26 protein-coding genes are annotated in these 22121 nt (G+C 76.7%); 12 read left to right on the top strand and 14 right to left on the bottom strand.

The window, feature by feature from the left end:
* Together AC5FZL_RS06865 and AC5FZL_RS06860 are read left to right on the top strand one after the other, a co-directional pair.
* Positions 1-677 (top strand): hypothetical protein (locus AC5FZL_RS06865; RefSeq protein ID WP_493617823.1); only part of this gene is annotated, 677 nt, incomplete at its 5' end.
* A 10-nt stretch (positions 678-687) separates the two neighbouring features.
* A complete protein-coding gene (locus AC5FZL_RS06860) occupies positions 688-978 on the top strand; it encodes a hypothetical protein (protein WP_493617822.1) in 291 nt (96 codons plus the stop codon).
* A 3-nt stretch (positions 979-981) separates the two neighbouring features.
* On the opposite strand, the gene AC5FZL_RS06855 is transcribed toward AC5FZL_RS06860, so the two are convergent.
* Complete coding sequence (locus tag AC5FZL_RS06855) at positions 982-1662, bottom strand: TetR/AcrR family transcriptional regulator (RefSeq protein ID WP_493617821.1); 681 nt, start codon at positions 1660-1662, stop codon at positions 982-984.
* An 88-nt stretch (positions 1663-1750) separates the two neighbouring features.
* Here AC5FZL_RS06855 and AC5FZL_RS06850 point away from each other — a divergent pair, with 88 nt between their 5' ends.
* Positions 1751-2230, top strand: a complete 480-nt coding sequence (locus tag AC5FZL_RS06850; RefSeq protein ID WP_493617820.1) for a nitroreductase family deazaflavin-dependent oxidoreductase — start codon at positions 1751-1753, stop codon at positions 2228-2230.
* A 253-nt stretch (positions 2231-2483) separates the two neighbouring features.
* Here the strand turns inward: AC5FZL_RS06850 and AC5FZL_RS06845 are convergent, their stop codons facing one another.
* Complete coding sequence (locus tag AC5FZL_RS06845; RefSeq protein ID WP_493617819.1) at positions 2484-3038, bottom strand: YceI family protein; 555 nt, start codon at positions 3036-3038, stop codon at positions 2484-2486.
* An 86-nt stretch (positions 3039-3124) separates the two neighbouring features.
* On the opposite strand from AC5FZL_RS06845, the gene AC5FZL_RS06840 reads away from it, so the two are divergent.
* Entirely contained in the window at positions 3125-3685 is a 561-nt protein-coding gene (locus tag AC5FZL_RS06840) for a MarR family winged helix-turn-helix transcriptional regulator (protein ID WP_493617818.1), read from the top strand.
* On the opposite strand, the gene AC5FZL_RS06835 is transcribed toward AC5FZL_RS06840, so the two are convergent.
* A complete protein-coding gene (locus AC5FZL_RS06835) occupies positions 3646-4737 on the bottom strand; it encodes a VIT1/CCC1 transporter family protein (protein WP_493617824.1) in 1092 nt (363 codons plus the stop codon). The genes AC5FZL_RS06840 and AC5FZL_RS06835 overlap by 40 nt on opposite strands.
* Positions 4738-4816: 79 nt before the next feature.
* Between AC5FZL_RS06835 and hemL the strand changes: the two genes are divergently transcribed.
* From hemL to ccsB, 6 genes are all read left to right on the top strand, one after another.
* Entirely contained in the window at positions 4817-6139 is a 1323-nt protein-coding gene (hemL, locus tag AC5FZL_RS06830; RefSeq protein ID WP_493617817.1) for a glutamate-1-semialdehyde 2,1-aminomutase, read from the top strand.
* A 97-nt stretch (positions 6140-6236) separates the two neighbouring features.
* Positions 6237-6881 carry a histidine phosphatase family protein gene (locus AC5FZL_RS06825; protein WP_493617816.1) on the top strand — a complete coding sequence of 215 codons (645 nt, stop codon included), beginning with the start codon at positions 6237-6239 and terminating at the stop codon, positions 6879-6881.
* Positions 6881-7531 carry a TlpA family protein disulfide reductase gene (locus AC5FZL_RS06820; protein ID WP_493617815.1) on the top strand — a complete coding sequence of 217 codons (651 nt, stop codon included), beginning with the start codon at positions 6881-6883 and terminating at the stop codon, positions 7529-7531. Before AC5FZL_RS06825 ends, AC5FZL_RS06820 begins: the two co-directional genes overlap by 1 nt.
* A complete protein-coding gene (locus tag AC5FZL_RS06815; protein ID WP_493617814.1) occupies positions 7528-8289 on the top strand; it encodes a cytochrome c biogenesis CcdA family protein in 762 nt (253 codons plus the stop codon). Before AC5FZL_RS06820 ends, AC5FZL_RS06815 begins: the two co-directional genes overlap by 4 nt.
* Before the next feature lies 1 nt (position 8290).
* Positions 8291-9979: a cytochrome c biogenesis protein ResB gene (gene resB, locus AC5FZL_RS06810; protein WP_493617813.1), complete on the top strand. Its 1689-nt coding sequence runs from the start codon at positions 8291-8293 to the stop codon at positions 9977-9979.
* The gene (gene ccsB, locus AC5FZL_RS06805; protein WP_493617812.1) at positions 9976-10998 is read left to right on the top strand and encodes a c-type cytochrome biogenesis protein CcsB; all 1023 of its coding nucleotides are present in this window, start codon (positions 9976-9978) and stop codon (positions 10996-10998) included. Before resB ends, ccsB begins: the two co-directional genes overlap by 4 nt.
* A 140-nt stretch (positions 10999-11138) precedes the next feature.
* On the opposite strand, the gene AC5FZL_RS06800 is transcribed toward ccsB, so the two are convergent.
* Entirely contained in the window at positions 11139-11420 is a 282-nt protein-coding gene (locus tag AC5FZL_RS06800) for a PLDc N-terminal domain-containing protein (RefSeq protein WP_493617811.1), read from the bottom strand.
* Positions 11421-11463: 43 nt separating this feature from the next.
* Between AC5FZL_RS06800 and AC5FZL_RS06795 the strand changes: the two genes are divergently transcribed.
* Positions 11464-11748 carry a DUF4229 domain-containing protein gene (locus AC5FZL_RS06795; protein ID WP_493617810.1) on the top strand — a complete coding sequence of 95 codons (285 nt, stop codon included), beginning with the start codon at positions 11464-11466 and terminating at the stop codon, positions 11746-11748.
* Positions 11749-11752: 4 nt separating this feature from the next.
* Here the strand turns inward: AC5FZL_RS06795 and AC5FZL_RS06790 are convergent, their stop codons facing one another.
* Positions 11753-12646: a 1,4-dihydroxy-2-naphthoate polyprenyltransferase gene (locus tag AC5FZL_RS06790; protein WP_493617809.1), complete on the bottom strand. Its 894-nt coding sequence runs from the start codon at positions 12644-12646 to the stop codon at positions 11753-11755.
* Between the two features lie 11 nt (positions 12647-12657).
* Positions 12658-13836 carry an o-succinylbenzoate--CoA ligase gene (menE, locus tag AC5FZL_RS06785; protein ID WP_493617808.1) on the bottom strand — a complete coding sequence of 393 codons (1179 nt, stop codon included), beginning with the start codon at positions 13834-13836 and terminating at the stop codon, positions 12658-12660.
* A 72-nt stretch (positions 13837-13908) separates the two neighbouring features.
* On the opposite strand from menE, the gene AC5FZL_RS06780 reads away from it, so the two are divergent.
* Entirely contained in the window at positions 13909-14169 is a 261-nt protein-coding gene (locus AC5FZL_RS06780) for a DUF6343 family protein (RefSeq protein ID WP_493617807.1), read from the top strand.
* Between the two features lie 6 nt (positions 14170-14175).
* Here AC5FZL_RS06780 and AC5FZL_RS06775 read toward each other — a convergent pair whose 3' ends face one another.
* From AC5FZL_RS06775 to AC5FZL_RS06740, 8 genes are all read right to left on the bottom strand, one after another.
* On the bottom strand, positions 14176-14898 hold the full coding sequence (locus AC5FZL_RS06775; protein WP_493617806.1) for a hypothetical protein: 723 nt from the start codon (positions 14896-14898) through the stop codon (positions 14176-14178).
* Entirely contained in the window at positions 14895-15305 is a 411-nt protein-coding gene (locus tag AC5FZL_RS06770; protein ID WP_493617805.1) for a PadR family transcriptional regulator, read from the bottom strand. Before AC5FZL_RS06770 ends, AC5FZL_RS06775 begins: the two co-directional genes overlap by 4 nt.
* A 281-nt stretch (positions 15306-15586) precedes the next feature.
* Entirely contained in the window at positions 15587-15877 is a 291-nt protein-coding gene (locus tag AC5FZL_RS06765) for a DUF1905 domain-containing protein (protein WP_493617804.1), read from the bottom strand.
* Positions 15878-15958: 81 nt separating this feature from the next.
* Positions 15959-17062 (bottom strand): ABC transporter ATP-binding protein, encoded by a 1104-nt coding sequence (locus tag AC5FZL_RS06760; RefSeq protein WP_493617803.1) that lies wholly within the window; start codon positions 17060-17062, stop codon positions 15959-15961.
* Positions 17059-17874 carry an ABC transporter permease gene (locus AC5FZL_RS06755; RefSeq protein ID WP_493617802.1) on the bottom strand — a complete coding sequence of 272 codons (816 nt, stop codon included), beginning with the start codon at positions 17872-17874 and terminating at the stop codon, positions 17059-17061. The genes AC5FZL_RS06760 and AC5FZL_RS06755 overlap by 4 nt, the downstream gene beginning before the upstream one ends.
* The gene (locus AC5FZL_RS06750) at positions 17871-18749 is read right to left on the bottom strand and encodes an ABC transporter permease (RefSeq protein ID WP_493617801.1); all 879 of its coding nucleotides are present in this window, start codon (positions 18747-18749) and stop codon (positions 17871-17873) included. Before AC5FZL_RS06750 ends, AC5FZL_RS06755 begins: the two co-directional genes overlap by 4 nt.
* On the bottom strand, positions 18746-19867 hold the full coding sequence (locus tag AC5FZL_RS06745) for an ABC transporter substrate-binding protein (protein ID WP_493617800.1): 1122 nt from the start codon (positions 19865-19867) through the stop codon (positions 18746-18748). Before AC5FZL_RS06745 ends, AC5FZL_RS06750 begins: the two co-directional genes overlap by 4 nt.
* Before the next feature lie 118 nt (positions 19868-19985).
* On the bottom strand, positions 19986-22121 hold a 2136-nt coding region (locus AC5FZL_RS06740), incomplete at its 5' end, for a putative bifunctional diguanylate cyclase/phosphodiesterase (RefSeq protein WP_493617799.1).

Below are 22121 nucleotides of genomic sequence, written 5' to 3'. Positions count from 1 at the left end.
CTGCTGGGCGCTTCCCGCAGCGCACCGGTGCGGCGGTCCTCGGCGGCTCCCGTTCCGCCCTGCGCGCTGCTGCGAGCGGTGCCGGCACGGTGGTGGGTGGTGCCGCGAGCGGCACCCGCTCGGTGGTGGGTGGTGCTGCGAGCGGCACCCGCTCGGTGGTCGGTGGGGCCGCCGGCACGGCGTCGGCGCTCACCGGCCGGCTCCGGAACGCCGGCCGGCCGACGCGGCGCTCCTCGGCCGTGATGGCGCTGAAGGCGGCCAGGGCCGGGAGGGCCTCCGCGCGGCGGAGCGCCCAGCTGCGCTCCACCGCCCGCTCGGTGCTCGTCACCCCGGTGGCCCGCACCGCCGAGGCGGGCGCCGGAGCGGTCCACCGGATGGTGCGCACCCTGACCCTGGCGCTCGGCCTGGCCGCCGGGTACGTCCTCGGCGCCCGCGCCGGGCACGGGCGCTACGAGCAGATCGTCACCAGCGGCCAGGCGCTCCTGGCGCGCCCGGAGGTGCAGCGCACCTGGCGTCGCGTGCGGGGCTCGGCAGGGGGCGGCACCGGGCGCCACGAGGCGGTGCCGGGGTCGCCCGCCGACCGACCGGTGGCCTCGACGCCCGTGCCGACCAGCGTCCCGACCACCCCGCCGGCCAGCGGCACGGACCGCAGCGGCGGCCGCACCCCTGGCGCCTGAGGCACCCGTGGTGGCGCAGCGCAGATCGGCGGCGGTGGCGGCGTCGAGCCAGGAGAAGGACGAGGACGGCGTGCGACAGCCGGCCGGCGACGTGCACGCCTGGGAGCCGGGCACGAACCAGACGCTGTGCGGGCTGGCGCTGAGCCGCTCGCAGCTGACGACCTTCCCGCACGTGGCCTTCAGCCGGGTCGCCGACGAGAGCCGCGAGCGGCCGCTGCACCTGTGCCCGCGCTGCTCGGCCGCGACCGGGCGCAACCGCCGGGAGAAGCACTCCTGGACGCGCGACCTGCCCCGTCCCTGAGGGTCAGAGCCCCAGGGAGTCGGCCAGCCCCTCGACCGCGTGGGCGAAGAGCGCGTCCGCCGGCTCGAAGGTGCCGTCCAGCTGGCCGAAGAGCTCGAAGCTGACCAGGCCGAAGAGCGCGGTCCAGGCGGACGCCGTGCGCACCAGCACCTGCGGGTCCAGCCCGGGGGCGACCGCGTCGACCACTCCGGCGGCCTGGGCGGCCAGCGCCGGGGCCAGGGGCCTCGCGGAGCCGGTCGCGGGAGCGTCGGCCACGACCGCCAGGAGGGTCAGCGCCACCCGGCTGCCCGGGGGGCTGGTGCGCGCGGGCGGGGCCGCGTACCCGGGCACGGGGGAGCCGTACAGCAGCGCGTACTGGTGCGGGTGCGCCAGGGCCCACGCGCGCACCGCGGCGCATGCGGCGAGCCAGCGCTCGCGGGGGGTGCGGCCGGGTGCAGGGGCGGCCGCGGGCTCCACGGCGTCACCGAGCCCGTCGTAGGCCTCCACGAGCAGGGCGGTCAGGAGCTCGTCGCGCGTGGCGAAGTACCGGTAGACGGCCGAGGAGGCCATGCCCAGCTCGCGCGCCACCGCCCGCAGCGACAGGGCGGCGGCGCCGTGCTCGGCGAGCTGGCGGCGGGCGGCGGCGAGGATCTCCGCGGTGAGCTCGGCGCGGGCTCGGTCGCGGGCGGTGCGGACGGCGGTCACGGAGGCAGCATGCCACGGGACGAGATCGGCGCTCGCTGTAAAGAGCGGTGCTCTTGACGCGGACGGGCGGAAGCGCGACTGTTGCTCCATGACGAGATCAGTGCTCTCTGAAGAGACTGCGCCGGGCCGCCGCTACCTCGCGCCCGGGGCGGTGACCCGGCGGGTGATGAACCCCGCGGTCGCCTGGCTGACCCGCCGCGGGCTCAGCGTGTGGGGCTCGCGCGTGCTCGCGGTCCGCGGCCGGGCCTCCGGCGAGGTGCGCACCACGCCGGTCAACGTCCTGGAGCTGGGCGGCGAGCGCTACCTCGTCTCCCCGCGCGGGCAGACCCAGTGGGTGCGCAACCTGCGGGCCGCCGGCGAGGGGCAGCTGCTGCGCGGTCGCTCGCGGGAGGCCTTCACCGCCGTCGAGCTCGCGGACGCCGACAAGCCCGCCGTGCTGCGGCCCTACCTGCGCCGGTGGGCGTTCGAGGTGGGGGCGTTCTTCGAGGGCGTCGGGGCCGGCGCCTCGGACGCCGAGCTGCTCGCCGCGGCCCCGCGCCACCCGGTCTTCCGCATCTCCCCGCGCTGACCCCCGCCCTCCCCCCGACCCGCACTTCTGCGGGGAAGTGCGGTTCCGACGGCGCCCCGACCCGCACTTCTGTGGGGAAGTGCGGTTCCGACGGCGCTCCGACCCGCACTTCTGCGGGGAAGTGCGGTTCCGACGGCGCCCCGACCCGCACTTCTGCGGGGAAGTGCGGATCGGGGGTGCGCTGGGGGCTGACGCGACGGAGCCCGGCACCGCGCGAGGCGGTGCCGGGCTCCGTCGGCAGTGCGGGGGAGGCTCAGGCCTGCTTGATGGCCGAGATGTCCAGGCCGATCTTGACCTTCTCGCTGACCAGGACGCCGCCGGTCTCCAGGGCGGCGTTCCAGGTGAGCCCGAAGTCCTTGCGGTTGATCTCGAACTCGGCGGAGAAGCCGGCGCGCACGTTGCCGAACGGGTCGGTGGCCACGCCGGCGGCCTCGACGTCCAGGGTGACCTCCTGGGTCACGCCCTTGATGGTCAGGTCGCCGACGACGACGAAGCCGTCGCCGCCCACGGTGACGCTCTTGGAGGTGAAGGTCATCGTCGGGTAGGTCTCGACGTCGAAGAAGTCGGGGCTGCGCAGGTGCCCGTCGCGGTCGGCGCTGCGGGTGTCGATCGAGGCCATCTGCACGACGGCGTTCACGCTGATGAGGTTCGCGTCGGAGTCCAGGACCACGGTGCCCTCGACGTCGGAGAAGGTGCCGCGGACCTTGGTCACCATGGCGTGCCGGGTGGTGAAGCCGACCTCGCTGTGGGACGGGTCGACGGTGTAGGTGCCGGCGGTCAGGCCGGCGGGAAGGGTGGTCGTGCTCATGGCGTCCTCCAGGGTGGTCGGTGGGGTTGCTGTCATCGTGCCTCAACGTGATTGAGAATTCAACTGTTCCCGCGTAGACTCGCCGCATGGACGGCACCCGGTGGCTCAGCGAGGGCGAGCAGCGCGTCTGGCGCGACTACCTGGAGGCCACGCAGCTGCTCCACGCCCGCCTCGGGCGCGACCTCGACGAGTCGGCCCACGACCTGGTGATGACGGAGTACGAGCTGCTCGTGCGCCTGTCCGAGGCGCCGGGCTGGGCCGTGCGGATGTCGGAGCTGGCCGACGGCCTGGTGCACTCCCGCAGCCGCCTCACGCACACCGCCGCCCGGATGGAGGCCCGGGGCCTGCTGCGTCGCGAGGCCTGCGCCGACGACCGGCGCGGCGTCCTGGCGGTGATGACCGACGCCGGGTACGCCGCGCTCGCGGCCGCCGCGCCGCTGCACGTCGCGGGGGTCCGCGAGCACCTGTTCGACCAGCTCGAGCCCGAGGAGGTCGCCGTGCTCGGCAGGGCGTTCGCCAGGGTCTCCGCGCACCTGCGCGGTGGAGCGCCCGGCTGCGCCGACCGAGCGGCCTCCGCAGCCCGGGACGCCACCGCGGCGGGCGCCGCTCAGGACACGGTCGCGCCGAAGAGCAGCCCGAGCAGGTAGGTCACCGCGGCGGCGGCCGCGCCCACGGCGAGCTGGCGCAGCGCCCGCCCCAGTGGTGGAGCGCCCGAGAGGACGCCGACGACGGCTCCGGTGAGCATCAGCGCCAGGGCCACGAGCACGATCGCCACGACGACCGCTGGGGTGCCGGTCATGCCGAGCAGGAAGGGCAGCACCGGGATCGCCGCCCCCGAGGCGAAGAAGAGGAAGCTGGAGACCGCCGCGCCCACGCCGCTGCCCACGACGTCGTGGTCCAGCGCGTGCGCGTGCACCGCGGACTCGTGCGGCGCCGCCGGCCAGCCGCGCAGGGCGGCGTCGGCGCGCGCGACGGCGTCCTCGGAGGACATCCCGCGGGCGCGGTAGACCAGGGCGAGCTCGTTGGCGTCGACGTCGAGGTGCGGCAGCACCTCCGCGGCCCCGGTGCCGGGCGCGGAGGCGTCGAGCAGCTCGCGCTGGGAGCGCACGGAGATGAACTCCCCGGCGCCCATGGACAGGGCCCCGGCGAGCAGGCCCGACAGGCCCGTGAGCAGCACCGCCCGCGTGCCCAGCCCGCCGCCGATCACGCCGAGGACGAGCGCGAGGTTGCTCACGAGCCCGTCGTTGGCGCCGAAGACCGCCGCGCGGAAGGTGCCCGAGACCCGCGCCCGGCCCCGCGCGGCCAGCCCGCGCATGACCTCCGCGTGCACCCGCTCGTCGGCGGCCATCGCCGCGGTGGCGTCGACGTCGGCGTCCGCTGCGCCGCGGGTCTCCGCGCTCTGCACCATGGCCAGCACGAACACCGAGCTGAACCGCCGCGCCAGCAGGGCCAAGACCCGCGAGCGCAGGTCGGCCCGCACGGGCGCGCCCGCGCGGTCGCCCAGCAGCTCGACCCAGTGCGCCTCGTGGCGGGCCTCCGCCTCGGCCAGCGCCAGGAGGATCTCGCGCTCTTCGCCGCTGCGGCGGGCGGCGAGGTCGCGGTAGACCGCCGCCTCCAGCCGCTCGTCGGCCAGCTGGCGCCGCCAGCGCCGCAGGGTCGCGGGGGAGGGCTCCGGCGCCGTGGTCTGCGGAGTCACCAGGGAAGGGTAGCCACCAGGGCCGCGGGTTGGGTGGCGCGCCCGGTGGGTGGCTCGCGGGCGGCGGAGAGAGGATGGTGCGGTGACCCGCCCCAGCTCCGCCCCGGCCTCCGAGGCCCTCTTCGCCCGCGCCAGCGCCGTCCTGCCGGGCGGGGTGAACTCCCCGGTGCGCGCCTTCCGCGCCGTCGGCGGCACCCCGAGGTTCACCGCCTCGGCCGCGGGGCCGTACCTCACGGACGCCGACGGGCGGCGCTACGTGGACCTCATCTGCTCGTGGGGGCCGATGATCCTCGGGCACGCGCACCCGGACGTCCTGGCGGCGGTGACCGCGGCGGCGGCGAAGGGCTTCTCGTACGGCACCCCCAGCGAGAACGAGGTGGCCCTCGCCGAGGAGCTCGTGGCCCGGGTCGGCCCGGTGGAGCAGGTGCGGCTCGTCAACTCCGGCACCGAGGCGGTCATGGCCGCCATCCGCCTGGCCCGCGGCTTCACCGGCCGCGACGTCGTCGTGAAGTTCGCCGGCTGCTACCACGGGCACGTCGACGCCCTGCTGGCCTCGGCCGGCTCCGGGCTGGCCACGTTCGCCCTGCCGGACACCCCGGGGGTCACGAAGGAGACGGCGAAGGACACGATCGTCCTGCCCTACAACGACGTCCCCGCGCTCGAGGCCGCCTTCGCCGCCCACGGCGAGCGGATCGCCGCGGTGATCACCGAGGCGGCCGTGGGCAACATGGGCGTGGTGGCCCCGCAGCCGGGCTTCACCGAGGCGCTGCTGCGCACGACCCGCGCCCACGGGGCGCTGCTGGTCTCCGACGAGGTGATGACGGGCTTCCGGCTCAGCCGCTCCGGCTGGTACGGCCTGGAGGGCCCCTACGCCGACGGGCTGGCCCCGGACCTGTTCACCTTCGGCAAGGTCATGGGCGGGGGCTTCCCGATGGCGGCCTTCGGCGGCCGCGCCGACGTCATGGCGCACCTGGCCCCGGCCGGGCCGGTCTACCAGGCGGGCACGCTGTCGGGGAACCCGGTCGCCTCCGCGGCCGGCCTGGCCACGCTGCGCGCGTGCACCCCGGAGGTCTACGCCCGGGTGGACGCCGTGGCCGCGACGATCCGCGACGCCGCCTCCGCGGCGCTGGCCGAGGCCGGGGTGGTCCACACCGTCGGGCGCGCGGGCAGCATGTTCAGCATCTTCTTCACCGAGGGCCCGGTGACCGACTACGACAGCGCGCGCCGCCAGGACACCACCGCCTTCGCGGCCTTCTTCCAGGAGATGCTCAGCCGCGGCGTCCACCTGCCGCCGAGCGCCTACGAGTCGTGGTTCGTCTCCGCCGCCCACGACGACGAGGCCGTGGGGCTCGTGCTGGAGGCCCTGCCGCACGCCGCGCGGGCCGCGGCCGCCGCCCAGGGCTGAGCGCCGGGAGCGGCCCCCGAGGGAGTGCGGGCCACCTCACACCCGTGCGCGCCCCCGGGAGCACGGGGCGCACAGGACGGCGCGCGATACTGGAGCCATGCCGCTGACCGCCGTCCACCTGCTGCGCCACGGCGAGGTCCACAACCCCGCGGGCGTGCTCTACGGCCGGCTCCCCGGCTACCGCCTCTCCGAGCTGGGGGAGCAGATGGCCCGCCGGGTCGCCGACACCCTCGTCGCGCAGGGCCACGACGTCGTGGAGGTCACCGCCTCGCCGCTCGAGCGCGCCCAGCAGACCGCGCAGCCGGTCGCGGCGGCGTTCGGCCTCGCCGTGGGCACCGACGAGCGGCTGATCGAGGCCGAGAACCACTTCCAGGGCCTGACCTTCGGGGTCGGCGACGGCGCCCTGACCCACCCCCAGCACTGGTGGGTGCTGCGCAACCCGCTGCGCCCCTCCTGGGGCGAGCCGTACGCCCAGCAGGCCGCGCGCATGCTGGCCGCCGCCCGCGACGCCGCCGCGCGCGCGGCCGGCCACGAGGCCGTGCTCGTCAGCCACCAGCTGCCGATCTGGATGGCCCGCCGCAGCGCCGAGGGCAAGCGGCTGTGGCACGACCCCCGCCGCCGCGAGTGCACCCTCGCGAGCCTGACCACCCTGCGCTTCGACGGCACGGCCCTCGTGGGGGTGGAGTACTCCGAGCCGGCCGGGGCCCTGCTGCCCGGGGCGAACCCGGTGGCGGGCGCCTGATGCGCGCGCGCTCGCGGGGCGCGGCGCTGGCGCTGGCCGCGCTGGCCGCGACCGTCCCGGTGCTGGCCGGCTGCTCCGGCTCGGCGCTGGGGGAGCAGGCGCGCACGGGCGACTCCAAGGGCTACATCTCCGGTGACGGCACCCGCCAGCAGGTGCCCGTCGCCGAGCGCGGGGACCCGGTGGAGCTCACCGGCACCGCCACGGACGGCACCGAGGTCGACGTCGCGGACTGGCGCGGCAGCGTCGTCGTGGTCAACGTCTGGTACGCCGCCTGCGGCCCCTGCCGCGTGGAGGCCCCCGACCTGGCCGCGGTCGCCACCGAGACCGCGCCGGCCGGCGTCCGCTTCGTCGGGGTCAACACCGAGGACGACGCCGGCACCGCGGCGGCCTTCGAGCGCACCTTCTCCGTCCCCTACCCGAGCGTGCTCGACGCCGAGCAGGGCGAGGCGCTGCTGGCGCTGCGCGGCACGGTGCCGCCGCAGGCCGTGCCGTCCACCGTCATCCTCGACACCCTCGGCCGCCCGGCGGCGCGGGTGCTCGGCCGGGTCGAGCCCGACATCCTCACCGGCCTGGTCGAGGACGTGCTCGCGGAGGGCGCCGCGGAAGACCCCGCGCAGGGCCAGGCGCAGGACCCCGCGGAGGCGCGGTGAGCGTCCTCGCGGCCGGTGGCCTGGCCGGGACCGCGCTGGACGGCCCGCTGCTCCTGGCGATCCCCGTGGCGGCGCTCGCGGGCCTGGTCAGCTTCGCGTCCCCGTGCGTGCTGCCGCTCGTGCCCGGCTACCTCGGCTACGTCACCGGGCTGACCGGCGTCGACCTCGAGCGCCAGCGCCGCGGCCGGACGGTGCTCGGGGCGCTGCTGTTCGTCCTCGGCTTCTCCGCGGTCTTCGTCGTCCTGGGCACCGCCTTCGGCGGGCTCGGAGCGCTGCTGCAGCGCTACGACGCCGAGCTGGCCCGCTGGCTGGGTGCGCTCGTCGTCCTCATGGGGCTGGTCTTCCTCGGCGTGGCCCCGGCGCTGACCCGCGAGCGCCGGGTGCGCTGGCGCCCCGCGGCGGGCCTCGCGGGCGCGCCGCTGCTGGGCGTGACCTTCGGGCTGGGCTGGGCGCCGTGCATCGGCCCGACGCTGTCCGCGGTGCTGCTGCTGGCCACCGACGCCGGGACGGCCTGGCGCGGGGCGCTGCTCACCCTCGTCTACTGCCTGGGCCTGGGCCTGCCGTTCGTGCTCGTCGCCCTGGGCCTGGGCCGCAGCCAGCGCCTGCTCGGGGTCCTGCGCCGCCACCGCTTGGCGATCGCCCGCACCGGTGGGGTCGCCCTCGTCGTCATCGGTGTGCTCCTGCTCACCGGCGTGTGGGGCGAGTGGGTGCGCGCGCTGCAGGCGGCGCTGTCGGACTCGTTCGTGACGGTGATCTGAGGTGAGCGCGATCTCCGACGAGGAGCGCACCGAGCAGCTCCCCGAGGGCCACCGCGACGCCTCGACCGGAGGGCCGCCCGTCGGCCTCGGGCTCGTGGGCTGGGTGCGCTGGGCCTGGCGCCAGCTGACGAGCATGCGCACCGCGCTGTTCCTGCTCATGCTCCTGGCGGTCGCCGCGGTGCCGGGCTCGGTGGTGCCCCAGCGCGGGATCGACCCCGTGGTGGTCACCCAGTACGTCGACGAGCACCCCGACCTGGCGCCCTGGCTGGACCGCCTCGGCCTCTTCGACGTCTACGCCTCGCCGTGGTTCTCGGCCATCTACCTGCTGCTGTTCGTCAGCCTCGTCGGCTGCGTCCTGCCGCGCAGCCGCCAGCACCTGCGGGCCCTGCGCACGCCGCCGCCGCGCACCCCCGCCCGCCTGGAGCGGCTGCCCGAGCACCGGCGCTTCGCGGTGGACGCCGGGCCCGGCGCCGACCCGGACGCCGTCCTGGCCGCTGCTCGCACCGTGCTGGCGGGGCGCCGCTACCGGGTCGCCGCGCACCCCGGCTCGCTGGCGGCCCAGCGCGGGGAGCTGCGCGAGACCGGCAACCTCGTCTTCCACCTCTCCCTCGTCGGGGTGCTCGTGGCCGTCGCCCTCGGCGGGCTCTACGGCTACCGCGGCCAGGTGCTGCTGCCCCAGGGCCGCGCCTTCGCCAACTCCCTGGCCGCCTACGACTCCTTCGACCCCGGCACGTGGGCCTCCCCGGAGGACCTGCCGCCGTTCCGCTTCTCCCTGGAGTCGCTGCGCGTGGAGTTCGAGCGCGAGGCCGCCGGCAACCAGTTCGGCGCGGCGCGCGACTTCGAGGCCACCCTCGAGGTCGTCGACGCCCCGGGCGAGGCGCCGCACACCGAGCAGCTGAGGGTCAACGAGCCGCTGCGGGTCGGCGGCGCTGCGGTGTACCTCGCCGGCAACGGCTACGCCCCGGTGATCACCGTGCGCGACGCCGACGGCGAGGTGGCCTTCTCCGGGCAGGTGCCCTCGCTGCCCCAGGACGCCAACTACGCCTCGCGCACCGTGGTCAAGGTCACCGACGCGGCGCCGGAGCAGCTGGGCCTCGTCGGCACGCTGCTGCCGACCGCGGTGGTCGACCCCCAGCTGGGGCCGATCTCGGTCTTCCCCGACGCCGACGACCCCCGGCTCTTCTTCACCGTCTGGGAGGGCGACCTGGGCCTCGACGGCGGCGTGCCGCAGAACGTCTACGAGCTCGACACGACGGAGATGGCCCAGCTGACCAGCGACGACGGCGAGCCGTTCCGCGCCGCGCTCGCGCCGGGGGACAGCATCGACCTGCCCGGCGGGCGCGGCACCGTGACCTTCGACCGCCTCGAGCGCTACGCCGGCATCACCATCCGCCACGACCCGGCGCGCGGGGCGGCGCTGGTGTTCTCGCTGCTGGCGATCGCCGGGCTCACCGCCTCGCTGTTCGTGCCGCGCCGGCGCCTGTGGGTGCGCGCGGTCGCCGTGGGCGCCACCGGCGACGCGGCGGGCGGCCCCCGTACGCTGGTCGAGGTGGCCGCGCTGGCCCGCAGCGAGGACCCGGGGCTGGCGCAGGAGACCGACGCGGTGGTGGCGGCGCTGCGCGCCGCGCTGGGCCAGCAGGAGCTCCACGACGGACCGCAGGACGAGCAGGGAGCAGGGAGCGCATCGTGAGCGTGGACACCGCGCTGGCGGAGACCAGCAACAACCTCGTCTACTCGGCGATGGCGGTCTACACGATCGCCCTGGGGGCGTTCGCGGTCGACCTCGCCGGCCTCGGCGACGCCGCGCGCGACCGGGCCCGCGAGCGGGCCCGCGCCCAGCGGGAGACGGTGGGGGCGAGCGTGGGCTCGGGTGGCTCGTCCTCCGCGCTCGCGCGGACGGCGTCCACCGGGCCGAGCGCCGCGCGCACCGAGGCCCTGCAGGGCGAGCGCCGCGCCGCCCGGATCGCCGTCGCCATGACCTGGCTCGCGCTGCTCCTGCACGCCGGCGCCGTGGTCGCCCGCGGGGTCTCGGCCAGCCGGGTGCCCTGGGGCAACATGTACGAGTTCACCCTGACCGGCTCGGCTGTGGTGACCGCCGTGTTCGCCGTCACGCTGCTGCGCCGCGACCTGCGCTTCCTCGGCGCCTTCGTCATCGGCCCGGTGCTGCTGTCGCTGGGGCTCGCGGTCGCCGTCCTCTACACCGAGTCGGCGCAGCTGGTGCCGGCGCTGCAGAGCTACTGGCTCGTCATCCACGTCTCGATCGCGTTCGTCTCCAGCGCGCTGTTCACCATCGCCTTCTCCTCCACCGTGCTGCAGCTCGTGCAGGAGCGGCGCGAGCAGGCCCGCGCTCTCGGCCGCCCCCCGCGCGGTGGCCGGTTCATGGACGCGCTGCCGCCCTCGGAGGAGCTCGAGCGCGCCAGCTACCGCCTCATCGCCGTGTCGTTCCCGCTGTGGAGCTTCACCCTCGTCGCCGGCGCGATCTGGGCCGAGGTGGCCTGGGGCCGGTACTGGAACTGGGACCCCAAGGAGGTGTGGACGTTCGTCATCTGGGTCGTCTACGCCGCCTACCTGCACGCCCGGGCCACCGGCGGCTGGGGCGGACGCCGGGCCGCGTGGGTCTCGGTCGCCGGCTTCGTCTGCCTGCTCATCAACTTCGGCGTGGTCAACGTCTTCTTCCCCGGCAACCACTCCTACGCCGGCATCGGCTGACACGGCCCCACCCGACCGCACTTCTGCCCGGAAGTGCTGTTCGCGGCGGCTCAGAGACCGCACTTCTGCCCGGAAGTGCTGTTCGCGAGACCTCAGGGACCGCACTTCTCCGGAGAAGTGCGGTGAGGGGTGCGGCCGGGTCAGGGCTCCTGGCCGCGGCGGCGCTCCTGGTCCAGGCGCCAGAGGAACTCGGGGTCGTCGTCCGGGGCGACCGGGCGCTGCGTCCGCGCTGGAGGGGCCGAGGGGCCGCGGCGGTGGCCCAGCAGCAGCCACGCCAGGGCGCCCAGCGGCGGCAGCAGGAGGATGAGCAGGATCCACGCCCACCGCGGCGGGCCGATGACCTCGGCGTCCGGGCTGCGCAGGCAGTCCACCAGCGCGTAGACGACCACGACCAGCACGACCAGACCCACCAGCGACGGCACCGGCACATCGTAGGCGCCGCCGCTGCGGGCCTAGGCTTGCCGCGTGGTCCCGTTCCTGCGCTACACGCTGCTCCGCTTCACCCTGCTCGTCGCCGTCGGCGGGCTCCTGTACCTCGTGGGCCTGCGCGACCTGCTGTGGGTGGTCCTGACGGTCGTGCTCTCGGCGGCGCTGTCATACCTGCTGCTCGCCGGGCCCCGGCAGGTGGTCGTGGAGCGGATGGAGCAGCGGGCCGCGGCGCGCACCGCGCGGGCGCCCCGGGTGGACGAGGACGCCGCGATCGAGGACGCCGCCGCGCAGCAGCGCCGCGACGGCCCGCCCGCGCCCTGACGCGCTAGCCGACCACCGCGACGCTGGACCCCGCGGCCAGGCCCACGCCGAGCAGCAGCGCGTAGACCAGCTGGAGCGACCCGGTGTGCCCGAGGACGCGCACGAGGGCCCGCCCGCTGGCGCCGGTGATGACGTCCGCGGCCGGGCGCAGGGCGAGGAAGAGCGCGAGCAGGGCGGCCAGCGCCCCGGGGGCGGTGCGTGCGGTGGCGCCCGCGAGCACGAACGGGATGACGAGCAGCGCCACGAAGAGCCACCGCGTGGCGGGCGCGCCGATGCGCACGGCGAGGGTGCGCTTGCCGGCGACCGCGTCGGTGGGCACGTCGCGCAGGTTGTTGGCCACGAGGATGGCGCAGGCCAGCGAGCCGACCGCCACCGCGCCGGCCCAGGCCGGGCCGCTGACCCGCCCCGCCTGCGTGTAGGTGGTGCCCAGCGTGGCGACGAGGCCGAAGAAGACGAAGACGAACACCTCGCCCAGGCCGGCGTAGCCGTAGGGGCGCGGGCCGCCGGTGTAGGTCCACGCGGCGACGACGGCCGCGGCGCCCACGGCGAGCAGCCACCACTGCCCGGACAGCGCCACGAGCACCGTGCCGGCCACGGCCGCGACGCCGAACGCCGCGAACGCGGCCCGCTTCACCGCGCCGGGCCGGGCCAGCCCCGAGCCGGTCAGGCGCAGCGGCCCGACCCGGTCGGCGTCGGTGCCGCGGATCCCGTCGGAGTAGTCGTTCGCGTAGTTGACGCCGATCTGCAGCGCCAGGGCCACGAGCGCGGCGAGGAGCGCGCGGGGCGCCGAGCCCTCGCCCATGCCGACCGCGGCGCCGGTGCCGACGAGGACGGGGGAGATCGCGGCGGGCAGCGTCCTCGGTCGGGCTCCCTGGATCCACTCACCGGTGCTGGCCACGAGGGTCCAGGCTAGCCGCCCCCGGCCAGCCGCTGGGCCGCCAGCGCCCCCGCCGCCACCCGATCGGGCTTGCCCACCCCCCGCAGCGGCAGCGCCGGCACGCTGAGCAGCGCCCGCGGGGCGGCGGCGGCGCCGAGCCGCTCGGCCACCGCGGCCCGCGCCTGCTCCAGCGAGGGGGGCCCGGACGCCGCGGCGACGACGAGGGCGACCACGCGCTGGCCCCACTCGGGGTCGGGCACGCCGACCACGAGCACCTCCGCGACGCCGGGCAGGGCGCCGAGCACCGCCTCCACCGCCGCGGGGGCCACCTTGCGCCCGCCGGTGACGAGGACGTCGTCCAGGCGCCCGAGCACGCGCAGGACGCCGTCCGCACCCACCTCCCCGGCGTCGCTCGTGGCGAACCACCGCTGCCCGTCGCGCTCGACGAACGCTGCGGCGGTGAGGTCGGGGCGCCCGCGGTAGCCGCGGGCCAGCACCGGACCGCCCAGGCGCACCCGCCCGTCGGGGTCCAGGGCCACGGCGACGCCGTCCAGCGGGCGCCCGTCGTAGACGCAGCCGCCGCTGGTCTCGGTGCCGCCGTAGGTGCGCACGACGCGGACGCCGGCGCTCTCGGCCCGCGCGAGCAGCGAGGGCGCGGCGGCCGCCCCGCCCAGGAGGACGGCGTCCAGCCCGGCGAGCGCGTCGGCGGCCGCGCGGTCGTCGAGGAGGCGCACGAGCTGGGTCGGGACGAGGGAGGCGTACCGCCGGCTGCCGGCCGAGCGGAGGAGGTCGTGCAGGGCTGAGGTGACGGCGGCGGTGCTCGCCGAGGCGGCGACGACCGGCGCGGTCCCGCCCACGACGCTGCGCACGAGCACCTGCCAGCCGGCCACGTGCTCCAGCGGCAGGGCCAGCAGCCACCGGCCGGGCCCGCCCAGCCGGTCGGCCGTGGCGAGCGCGGAGGCGGTGAGGGCCGCAGCGCCGAGCTCGACCACCTTGGGCTCGCCGGTCGAGCCCGATGTGCCGACGAGCAGCGCCACGTCGTCCTCGACCGGCTGCTCGGGGCGGGCCGCGGCGGCCAGCGCGGCGCCGGGGGCGCCCGCGGGTACCGGGGCCAGGGCGGGGCCGGCCCCGGACAGGGCCGCCTCGAGGGCGCCCAGCAGCCCCGGCACGTCGGCCGGGGCGGGTGCGGTCAGGACTCGTGCGCTCGCCACGGCCCGACGGTAGGCCAGCGGGTGCACGGGGGCGGAGCGGGTGGACGGGGGCGCTGCGGGTACGGGGGGCGCATGGCGGAGCAGCGCGGCGGGCGGCCGGACCACCACGACCCCACGGCGCGGGTCTTCCGCGCCGCGCCCGCCTACAGCGCGCTCACCCTGCGCCTGGTGCTGGCCTCCTTCGGCCTCCTGTTCTGGGCGGCGATCGGGATCGCGACGGTCGTGCTGGGCGGCGCGACGTGGCTCGTCGTCCTCGCCGTCGTCCTCGTGGTGGTCTCGGTCGTCGACCTCGTCGTCGTGGCCCGGCGCAAGCGCCGCGGCGAGCCGGGCTGAGCAGCCTCAGCCCACGCGGTCCAGCAGCACGGCCACACCCACCGCGACGGCGGCCATGACCGCCAGCGAGCCCCACAGGACGAGGTTCGCCAGGAGGGTGTCGCGGCGGCGCCGGGCGGCGACGGCGGACGCCGGCTCGAACGGGTCGGTCACCGGGTCGACCGGCACCCGGTGGGCCAGCGCCCCGGCCACCACGAGCGCCACGCCGAGCAGCAGGGGCAGCGCGGCGGGCACGGTCAGCGCCCACCGGTCCCCGAGCAGGGCGAGGGCGAGCACCCCGACCGTCGCCAGGGCCACGACGCGCAGGATCCGCCCCGCGACGGCGGCGCGGGACCCGGTGGCGACGATCTGCTCGAGCAGCCACGGCGCCGCCGTCCCGGCCGCCACCGCGGCGACGACCGGCACCGGCCCCAGGTCCGCCCGGTCGCCGGTGGCCAGGGCCGAGGCGCCGTCGACGAGCCACCACGCGCCGAGGAAGAGGGCGGCGCCCTGGACCTGGCCGGCGATCCGCTCGCGCCGCGGCTGCGGCGGGGCGTCGGCGGCCAGGGCGGCGGCGTAGTCCGCGGCGCTGCCGAACGCCTGCACGGGATCCTCGCCCGACTCGGCCAGGTGCGCGCGGACCTCGGTCAGGACCTCCCCGATGCGGGGACCGGGCACGTCCTCCATCCGCAGGGCGAGGAGGAGGTCGGCGCAGTAGCGGCGGACCTCGGGGCGCTCGACGACGGTCATGACCGGCCTCCTGTGGCGAGGGGAACGACGGGGGTGACGGGGGTGACGGGAACCACGGGGGCGACGGGCTCGGGCAGCAGGGCGGTGGTCAGCGCGGTGAAGTCGCGCCAGCGGTCGGACTGGACGCGCAGCCGCTCCCGGCCGGCGGGCGTGGTCGTGTACCACTTGCGGCCCGGCCCGGACGCGCCCTCGCGCCAGGTGGCGGCCACGGCGCCGTCGTCCTCCAGCCGCCCCAGCAGCGGGTAGAGGGTGCCGCCCTTGACGGCCCCGAACCCGGCCTCCTCGAGGGCGGCGGCGATCCGGTAGCCGTAGGTCTCCCCGCGGTCGACGACCGCGAGGACGGCGAGCTCGAGCACGCCGCGCAGCCACTGCGCGGGCCAGGCGGCCTCCACGTCGCTCGAGCTCATGGCGACGATGGTGTCACTACCTAGGTAGCAGCGCTACCCCCGCGGCAGCGTGTCGCCCGCTCGGCGCGCGCGACCGCGCGCAGCCGGACAGGATCGGTGCCCAGGCCGGACCCCGCAGAGAGGACATCGCCGATGAGCGAGCAGCCCGACCACCAGGTCGAGGACGTCGAGCTGGACCAGACCGTCGCCCCCCGCCCGGAGGAGGAGGTCGCCGACGCCGCCCGCGCCGACACCGGGACGCTCTGAGCCGCCCGGCGCGGCGCGGTGGACGCGCCGGCGGGTCAGCTGAGCCGCTGCTGCAGGTGGACGTCGACCAGCTCACCGGCGTCGGCCTTGCCGATGGTCCTGCACAGCGCCACGCGCAGCGGCAGCCAGTGCGGTCCGCCGCCCGAGGGCATGAGGGTGGCCTCGAAGGGGTGGCCGTCGAGGGATCCGGTGACCTTGACCGCACGCCGGGTGCCGAGGAGCTCGTCGGAGCCGGCCAGCTCGAGGTAGGTCGGGAACGCGCCGTCCTTGCGGATGGCTGCGGTGAACGAGGCGTCCAGCGGCCCGGCGTGGCTCGTGCTCGGCATGGGGGTCCCTCCAGCGGTCGCAGTCGCGGGCGCGGTCTCGCGCCCGTCCAGGAGACTCCGGGCAGCGGCCGGAGTCATCGCTCAGCCGGTCGGTGGCTGGCGGACGAGCACCGGCACGGAGCGCACGCCCACCCGCACGGCCGCGCCCGGAGCCAGCCCGCCGGCCTCCGCGGTGGGCAGCTGGGCCACGAGGCGCTCGCCGTCCGACAGGCCCACGGTGATCCTGCTGGTGGGGCCGAGGAACGAGGAGCTGAGCACCGTGGCGGGCACACCCGGGGCGGTGCCCGCGGCCGAGAGGATCACGTCCTCCGGGCGCAGCAGCGCCGTGCCGGGCCCGTCGGACGCGCTGCCCAGCACGGGCTGGCGGGCGCCCAGCAGCTCGGCGACGCCACCCGAGACCACGCAGGGCACCCGGTTGACCTGCCCGACGAACTCCGCGACGAAGGCCGTCGCGGGACGCCGGTAGACGGCCTCGGGCGCGTCGAGCTGCTCGATCCGGCCGGCGCGCATCACCCCGACCCGGTCGGCGACCGCGAGGGCCTCCTCCTGGTCGTGGGTGACGAGCAGCGTCGTCGTGCCGACCTCGGTCTGGATCCGGCGGATCTCCTCGCGCAGCTGGGCGCGCACCTTCGCGTCCAGCGCCGAGAGCGGCTCGTCGAGGAGCAGCACCTGGGGCTCGATCGCCAGGGCCCGGGCCAGGGCCACGCGCTGCTGCTGCCCGCCGGAGAGCTGGGAGGCGTAGCGGTTCGCCTGCTCGGACAGCCCCACGAGCTCCAGGGACTCCATCGCCCGGCGGCGGCGCTCGGCGGCCCCGACCCCGCGCAGGCGCAGCCCGAACGCCACGTTGTCGAGGGCGTCGAGGTGCGGCAGCAGGCTGTACGCCTGGAAGACCATGCCCATGTCGCGGCGGTGGGCGGGCACCCGCGCCAGGTCGCGCCCGCCGACGACGACGCGGCCGGCGTCCAGGCGCTCGAGCCCGGCGAGCGCGCGCAGCGCGGTGGTCTTGCCGCAGCCCGACGGGCCGAGGAGGGCGACGAGCTCTCCGGGGTGCAGCGCGAGGTCGAGGGAGTCCAGGGCGAGGACGTCGCCGAAGCGGCGGGTCAGGCCCTCCAGGCGCACCTCGACGCCGGTCGCGCCCCGGCCGGTGGTCGCGGTCGCGTCGGGGGAGGGGCGGGTGGCGGTCATCGCGGGCTCCGCAGGGTCGGGACCGGCCGCAGGCGCCCGCGCCGGCGGGCGCGCGCTCCCGGGCCGGGCAGCAGGGACAGGGCCAGGAGCAGGGCGAACGCCACCAGCAGCGACGCGAGCGAGGCGGCGACCGAGACGCCCGCGTCGCGCTTGCCGACGGCGTTGATCGCCACCGGCAGCGTGTCGTAGTTGAGCAGCGAGGCGAAGGTGAACTCGCCCAGCACGAGCGCGACGGTGAGGAACGCCGCCGAGAGCACCGCGCCGCGCAGGTTGGGCAGCAGCACCCGCAGCAGCACGGTGGGCCAGCGGGCCCCGAGGCTGCGCGAGGCCTCGACGAGGGTGAGGACGTCGAGGCTGCGCAGGCCGGCGTCCAGCGCCCGGTGCGCGAAAGGCAGCGCCAGGACCACGTACGCGAAGACCAGCGTCAGCGACGAGCCGCCGAAGAGGTAGGTGACCCAGGCGTAGACCGGGGCGATGCCGACCACGACGACGATCGCCGGCACCGCCAGCGGCAGCAGGCACAGCACCTCCACCGCGCGCCTGGCCCAGGGCAGGCGCAGGGTGACGAGCAGCATCGTCGGCAGGAGCAGGGCGATCACGGCGACCGCCGTCACGGCGGCGAGCTCCAGCGAGGCCGCGATGGCGCGCACGAGCGGCGGCGACTCCAGCAGCGCCGCCCAGTCCTCGCCGCTGCGCCCGCCGGTGGGGGTGCGGGTGCTGAAGTCGAGCATCGCCAGCAGGGGGAGGGCGAAGAAGACCGCGGCGAGGCCCAGGACGCTCCAGCGCAGCGCCCGCAGGCGGCCCGTGCTCACCGGGCCGACCCGGTGACCCAGCGGGAGGTCCGCCGCTGCAGCAGGGCCTGTGCGGCCATCACGGCGACCACGACGACGACCATGCCGAGGGCGAGCACCTGGCCCAGGTCGGCGCGGCCGAGCAGCACCTCGCTCGTCAGGGCCGCCCGGATCTGCAGCGGCACGATCGGCGAGCCCTGGCTGACCAGGGCCGCCGCGGTGGCGTAGGCCGACATGGCGTTGGCGAACAGCAGCAGCGCGCTGCCGCCGAAGGCCGGGGCCAGCAGCGGCCCGGCGACGTGTCGCCAGTACTGCCAGGTCGAGCCGCCGAGGGTGACCGTCGCCTCCCGCCACTGCGGGCGGACGCCGTCCAGCGCCGGCAGGAAGACGATCACCATGAGCGGGATCTGGAAGAACGTGTAGACGAGGACCAGCCCCGGCATGTCGAACAGCCAGACCCCCCCGCTGAAGATGTCGATCCCCAGGGCGTCGCGCAGCCACAGCGTCACCACGCCGGAGACGCCCACGGTGGCGATGAAGGCGAACGCGAGGGTGACCCCGCCGAACTGGGCCAGCACCCCGCAGGCGCTGGTGACCACGCGGCGGACGATCCCCTCCTGCGGACCCGACGCGACCGCGTGGGCGAGCAGGGCGCCGAGCACGGCGCCGATCGCCGCGGTCGAGGCCGACAGCCAGGTGCTGCGCGCGAACGCGCGCAGCACCGTCGGGTCGCCGAAGGCGGTGAGCCCTGACAGCGACGGCCGCCCGTCCTGCGACAGGGCGCCCACCACCACGACGACCGTGGGGATGAGGAGGAAGAGCACCACCACGGTCGCGAAGGGCAGCAGCCCGGCCGCGGCCAGCAGGCCGGCGCGCGTGGCGCCGGCCCGCCTCACGAGACCGCCTGGGCCCAGGTGGAGGCCAGCTGCTGCGCCCCGGCGTCGCTCTGCTCGGGCGTGAGCACGACCGGCTCGCCCTCGACGGCGGGCAGCGCCGACCACGCCTCCTCGTCGATGGTGCCGGCCTCGACCATGGCCTCGGCGCGCACGGGGCGCGCGCCGCCGGCCAGCCAGAGGTTCTGGCCCTCGTCGGAGAAGAGGAACTCCTGCCACAGCCGCGCGGCGGCCGGGTGGGGCGCGTCGGCGTTGATCGCCTGGTGGTAGTACGACGCGGTCACCGCGTCGGACGGGACGACGACCTCCCAGGTCGGCAGCTGCGCGGTCTGGGCGGCGTTGGTGTAGTCCCAGTCGATGACGACGGGGGTCTGCCCGGAGGCGATCGTGGCCGGCGTCGGGTCGACCGGCAGGAAGTTGCCGGCCGCCTTGAGCTGGCGGAAGAAGTCCACGCCGGGCGCGAGGTCGTCGGCCGAGCCGCCGGAGGCCAGCGACGCCATGACGACGCCGGCGAAGGCCGCGCCCGCCTGCGTCGGGTCGCCGTTGAGGGCGACGGCGCCGCGGTACTCGGGCGCGAGCAGGTCGGCCACGGACGCCGGGGCCGGCACCTTGGCGGAGTCGTAGCCGATCGACATGTTGCCGCCGTAGTCGTTGACCCACAGCCCCGTCGGCTCCTTGAAGCCCTCGGGGACGGTGTCCCAGGTCGCCACCTGGTACGGGGCGAACATGTCGGTGTTGGCCAGCGCCACGGCCTGCCCGAGGTCGAACACGTCGGGGGCGCGGTCGCCGCCCGCGAGCCGCTTCGCGGCGTCGATCTCCTCCTGGCTGGCGGCGTCGGGCTGGTCGGAGTTGACCGTGATGTCGTACTCGGCCTCGAAGGCCTCGATGATCGCGCCGTAGTTGGCCCAGTCCGGCGGCAGGGCGATGACGTTGAGCTCGCCCTCGGCCTCGGCGGCCTCGACCAGCGCCTCCATGCCCCCGAGGTCCTCCGCGCTGGTGGCGGTGGCCGCGTCGGAGGAGGCCGACTCCTGCTCGCGCTCGGGCGGCGCGCACGCGGCGGTGGCGAGGACGACCGCGCTGGCGCCCAGGACGGCGGCGCAGCGGAGGGTGGACGGGCGCATCAGTGCCTCTTCCGTTCGTGGAGCAAGATCAGGACTGGGCCCGACGCTTCCCCTGCGAGTCGACGGGACCGGGACGCCCAGGTGTCCCTGCGGCGTCCGGCCGGTGGCCACATGATGCTCAGGCGCGTGCAGCCGGGGCAAACCCCCGCGCCGCGGCGGCGGCCGGAGCCGCAGCGCGCCACCACGCGGCGAAGGCCTCCGGGTCCAGCGGCCGGCTGTGGTGGAAGCCCTGGCTCTCGTCGCAGCCGAGCTCGCGCAGCCGCTCCAGGGTGGTCGCGTCCTCCACGCCCTCCGCCACCATGCGCAGCCCGAGCTGGTGCGCCAGGTCGATCGTGCTGGCGACGATCGCGGCCGCGCGGGCGTCGGCGAGCAGGTCGGCGGTGAAGGAGCGGTCGAGCTTGAGCTCCCCGACCGGGAGCTGGCGCAGGTAGGCCAGCGAGGAGTACCCCGTGCCGTAGTCGTCGATGCTCACCGTCACGCCCAGGTCGGCCAGCGCCCGGGTGACGCGCAGGCTGCGGGCGGGGTCGCTCATGAGCACGCTCTCGGTCACCTCGAGCACCAGGACGCCGGCGGGCACCCGGTGCGCCGCGAGCAGGTCCGCCACCCGGGCGGGCAGGGCCACGTCGAGGAGGCTGCTGGCCGACAGGTTCGCCGAGACGCGCAGCGGCGTGCCCGCCGCCGACCACGCCGCCGCCTGCGCCACGGCCTGGGCCAGGACCCGGTCGGTGAGGGCGCCCATGAGGCCGTGCTGCTCGGCCAGGTCGAGGAAGTCGTCGGGGGCGATCAGCCCGTGCACGGGGTGCTGCCAGCGGACGAGGGCCTCGGAGCCGACCACCCGGCCGGTGCTGATCTCGAGCTGCGGCTGGTAGTGCAGGACCAGCTGCTCCTCGGCGAGCGCGACGCGCAGGTCCTCCACCAGCGCCAGGCGGCCGCGGCCGTCGGCGTCCAGGGACGGGTCGTAGACGACGACGGAGGACCCGGCGCGCTTGGCGGCGTACATCGCGGCGTCCGCGCGCCGCAGCAGGGCCGTGGGGTCGGTGCCGTGCTCCGGACTGGCCGCCACGCCCGTGCTGACCGCCACGTGCACCGCCATGTCCGCGAGGACGAACGGCTCGTGCAGCGAGCGGACCACCGCGCCGGCGCGCTCGCGGGCGGTGGCGCTGTCGGCCCCGGCCAGGACGAGGGCGAACTCGTCACCGCCGAGGCGCGCCAGCAGGTGTCCGGGACCGTCGGGGCCGGCGGGCAGGAGGGCGCCGCGCAGCCGGCCCGCGACCATGCGCAGCAGGTCGTCGCCCGCGCTGTGGCCCAGCCCGTCGTTGACCTCCTTGAACCGGTCGAGGTCGAGGAGCACCAGGGCCGCGCGGCCCCCGCCGGCCGTCACGCGGTCGAGGTGGCGCACCAGCGCGCGGCGGTTGGCGACGCCGGTCAGGTCGTCGGTGAGGGCCTCCTGCCGCGACCTGGCGAGGTGGGTGAGGTCCTGCACGAGGTGCAGCAGCCGTCCGCCGACCCCGAGCACCGCCAGCGCGGCGAGCCAGACGGACGGGTCGGTCAGGTCGTGGTCGCGGTCCAGGACGAGCAGCGTCGTGCCGGCCAGCAGCACGACGAGGGCGCCGGTGGCGGGGGCGGCCGGCGTGGCCGTGCCGGGTGGCGCGGGCGACGGTCGCAGCACGGCGGCGCCCGCGACGAGCAGCGAGCAGGCACCCCACCCGAGCGCGGACCACAGCGCCCGCTGGCCGTCGGCGGAGGAGGCGGACAGCGGGGCCGAGGCGTCCGCGACCAGCGCGGCCAGCAGGGCGGAGCTGACCATCCACGACCGGGGGTCGCGCACCAGGGACCCGATCGACAGGACGGTCAGGGCGGTGCCCAGGACCGAGACCTCCGCGCCGACGCGCAGGAGCCACAGCTGCTGCTCCGTGCCGCTCCAGCCGTCCAGGGACGAGCCCGGGCCGGTCAGCGCGGCGTTGCCGATGGCCGCCAGGACGAGGACGGCGCTGAGGCCGTTGAGCCAGTCGCCCGGGTCGGAGAGCGCGGTGCGCAGGCGGTTCCAGCGCACCAGGCCCTGGTAGACCAGCGGGCACGCGGCCAGGGCGGCCGCGCTCTGCGGGACCAGGGCGGTGCCGTCGTCCACCCCTGGGACGGCGAGCAGCAGGCGGGTCGCCGCCGAGCCCGCGGCCACGACCGTCAGCGCCCAGGCGAGCCAGCGCCAGACGTCGGCCTCGGCCACCACGCGCCGCACCCGCCACCAGACCAGGGC

This window comes from Quadrisphaera sp. DVD1 (assembly GCF_058932755.1).
The sequence above is the reverse complement of the archived record's forward strand: the minus strand, read 5'-3'. Positions and strand labels throughout refer to the sequence as shown.

Excerpts from the sequence above, each read along its gene's own strand:
- AC5FZL_RS06850 (WP_493617820.1), top strand. The coding sequence starts at position 1,751 with ATGACGAGATCAGTGCTCTCTGAAGAGACTGCGCCGGGCCGCCGCTAC.
- AC5FZL_RS06845 (WP_493617819.1), bottom strand. The coding sequence starts at position 3,038 with ATGAGCACGACCACCCTTCCCGCCGGCCTGACCGCCGGCACCTACACC.
- AC5FZL_RS06840 (WP_493617818.1), top strand. The coding sequence starts at position 3,125 with ATGGACGGCACCCGGTGGCTCAGCGAGGGCGAGCAGCGCGTCTGGCGC.
- AC5FZL_RS06825 (WP_493617816.1), top strand. The coding sequence starts at position 6,237 with ATGCCGCTGACCGCCGTCCACCTGCTGCGCCACGGCGAGGTCCACAAC.
- AC5FZL_RS06820 (WP_493617815.1), top strand. The coding sequence starts at position 6,881 with ATGCGCGCGCGCTCGCGGGGCGCGGCGCTGGCGCTGGCCGCGCTGGCC.
- AC5FZL_RS06780 (WP_493617807.1), top strand. The coding sequence starts at position 13,909 with ATGGCGGAGCAGCGCGGCGGGCGGCCGGACCACCACGACCCCACGGCG.
- AC5FZL_RS06775 (WP_493617806.1), bottom strand. The coding sequence starts at position 14,898 with ATGACCGTCGTCGAGCGCCCCGAGGTCCGCCGCTACTGCGCCGACCTC.
- AC5FZL_RS06770 (WP_493617805.1), bottom strand. The coding sequence starts at position 15,305 with ATGAGCTCGAGCGACGTGGAGGCCGCCTGGCCCGCGCAGTGGCTGCGC.
- AC5FZL_RS06765 (WP_493617804.1), bottom strand. The coding sequence starts at position 15,877 with ATGCCGAGCACGAGCCACGCCGGGCCGCTGGACGCCTCGTTCACCGCA.
- AC5FZL_RS06760 (WP_493617803.1), bottom strand. The coding sequence starts at position 17,062 with ATGACCGCCACCCGCCCCTCCCCCGACGCGACCGCGACCACCGGCCGG.
- AC5FZL_RS06745 (WP_493617800.1), bottom strand. The coding sequence starts at position 19,867 with ATGCGCCCGTCCACCCTCCGCTGCGCCGCCGTCCTGGGCGCCAGCGCG.